At 45.3% G+C, this 2704-nt stretch carries 2 protein-coding genes; both read left to right on the top strand.

The features are described from left to right. Nucleotides 1-320 precede the first annotated feature (320 nt). The gene (locus CAG68_RS10510) at nt 321-1739 is read left to right on the top strand and encodes an SLC13 family permease (protein ID WP_017634015.1); all 1419 of its coding nucleotides are present in this window, start codon (nt 321-323) and stop codon (nt 1737-1739) included. 3 nt (nt 1740-1742) lie between these two features. Then, nucleotides 1743-2704, top strand: a 962-nt coding sequence (locus CAG68_RS10505; protein ID WP_161441119.1) for a cyclic nucleotide-binding domain-containing protein, incomplete at its 3' end; no start/stop codon positions are given.

Below are 2704 nucleotides of genomic sequence, written 5' to 3'. Positions count from 1 at the left end.
GTTAAGTCTCGACAACGTGTTGAGGTTAGGGGAGAAACCTTAACTAACTTTATGATGGAAAAGTATATTTAACTTAAATAGTGAGCATTTAGTGAGCTTGAACACAGATATAAAATGTTTTCCAATGTGAAAACGAGTTCATTGATCTCGCACCAACGTTTTGTTTGAAAACAGTGTACATAATCTTCTCTGGAACGCCATTACCGCATTTCGTCTCTGAAGGCTTAAAAACAGTCTGAAAGTTTTGGTTTTGCGGCGGGTAATAGCGTTCCAAACGCCAAATGTGTCTGGCTAACCATCTCAGGAAGAGAAGTAGTACTATGCGCCCTTATCTCAAATACGTTGTTCCAACATTGATACCATTGCTTGTTTGGTTGATGCCTCTCTCTGCGTTCCCATTTGATGGCATTACTATCGTCCAGCAAAGAGTGATTGCAATCTTCTTGCTTGCCGCACTTTGCTGGGTATTCGAGCCAATTCCAATCTACGCCACTTCGGTTGTGATCATTGTCCTAGAGCTATTGCTTGTATCAAATAAAGGTATTGTGCTCTTTCGTTTGCAAGAAGGGCAGCCACATTTTGGTGAGCTATTACAATACAACGAGATAATGGCGACCTTCGCTAGTCCGATTATCATGCTCTTCCTCGGCGGTTTCTTTTTGGCTATGGCGGCGACAAAGTACAGGTTAGATGTCAACTTAGCCCGAGTGTTACTCAAACCATTTGGACAAAAACCAAAGTTCGTTATGCTGGGGTTGATGCTGATCACCGCTGTTTTTTCCATGTTTATGTCAAACACCGCAACAACAGCGATGATGTTGTCCATTTTAACCCCTGTGATAGCGGTTTTCGGGCCTAAAGACCCAGGTCGAATTGCATTCGCCTTGTGTATTCCTGTTGCAGCCAACATTGGTGGCATTGGTACTCCAATCGGCACGCCACCGAATGCCATCGCCCTAAAATATTTGGTTGGTGACAACTTAATTACGTTTGGTGAATGGATGGTATTTGGTGTGCCATTCGTTATTGTGATGATGGCGTTAGCCTGGTTTCTGATTGGCTTTTTATATAAAGCCGAACAAACCACCATCGATCTGAACATTAAAAGCAAGTTTTTGAAAACACCCAAAGCAATAATGGTTTACGTCACCTTTGCCGGCACGATTATTCTTTGGTTGATGGGGTCTGCACATGGAATGAATTCTTACACAGTAGCATTAATTCCGGTCGCAGTGTTCTCATTGACGGGCATCATCAACAAAGAAGACTTGAAGAAAATCTCTTGGGATGTGCTTTGGTTGGTGTCAGGCGGTATTGCTCTGGGCCTTGCTCTAGATAAAACCGGGCTTGCGAAGCTGGTGGTACACAGCATTCCGTTTGATCAGTTCTCGCCATATGTTGTCTTGTTTGGTGCGGCTTTCTTGTGCTTGTTAATGGCAAACTTTATGTCGCATACAGCCACCGCAAACTTGCTGATGCCGATTATGGCTGCGCTGGGTACTTCTATGGCTTCGCTAACGCCTCTCGGCGGTGAAGTTACTCTGATCTTGGTCGTGACATTTGCTGCTTCACTCGGTATGTCGTTACCAATCAGTACGCCACCAAACGCGTTAGCTCATGCAACAGGGCATGTCGAGAGCGGCCAAATGGCTCGTATCGGTGCCGTGCTAGGCGTGATTGGCGTATTACTCAGCTTTGTGATGGTGTGGATTTTACATACTGTTGGGCATATTGGATAACCCATGTACGAAACGAAGTTAGACGCGTTAGTACAACGCTACTTTAATCACCTTGAACGCCGATTAACGGTTTTATCCGGGTCGGTGCTTATTGAGCAAGCTGGCTACAACGATCGCTTGTACTATGTGCTGTCGGGAGAACTGGCGGGCTATTACGCGGAAGATGACAAGAAACCGATTCAGGTATTTTCTGCGTCTCAAGGTGCGTTTATTGGCGTACATAGTTTCTTTTCTGGTACGTGGACTGCCTCTTCGACAGTGATTGCTCAAACAGATGTTGAATTGGCTTGGATACAGCGTGATACGCCTGCCGTGGAAGAGGCGACATACGGACCATTGACGACACAATTTATGCCTGTGATGGTTAACGAATTATCTCGTCGTCAACGGCGCGCAATGCAAGAGGCATTGGCTAAAGAAAAAGCACTACAAAAGCTTCATACCGCAGAGCAAATGACAACGTTGGGGCAGCTTGCAGCGGGTATTGCTCATGAGTTGAACAATGCGATAGGCGTTGTAAGCAGTAAATCAGAACGGCTAGAGACAGTTATCATGGAACTGCTTGAAGAAGTTCATCCGGAAGCGAGTCAATTTTTTGATTTTGGTTTAATGCAAGGGCAGAAAGTCTCTTCTAGCGAAGCGAGAAAGCGGGGGCGTCACTTCGAAAAATACTACGGTTTAACCAAGGAGGTTGCTCGTGATCTTGCACGTGCCGTTCCAAATAACTTCCTTTCAGAACATTGGCTAAAAAGACCAGAAGAAGCGATACGTTTCTGGCAAATGGGGCGAGATCTCCATGACTTACGCATCGCTTCTAAACATACCGTTGGCATTGTGCGATCCGTAAAACAATTGGGGCGCACGGATATCGACTTGGATGAAGCGATTAACATCAATGATTCAATCAATCGCGCCTTGGCTCTATTGCAAAGTGACTTAAGACGAGTGAGTGTTCGTTTTAGCCC

The organism is Vibrio sp. V42_P2S4T144 (assembly GCF_009904715.1).
In the GTDB taxonomy this organism is placed as follows: Bacteria; Pseudomonadota; Gammaproteobacteria; order Enterobacterales; family Vibrionaceae; genus Vibrio; species Vibrio alginolyticus.
Note: the sequence above shows the minus strand (reverse complement) of the source record. Positions and strands in the feature narration are given on the sequence as shown.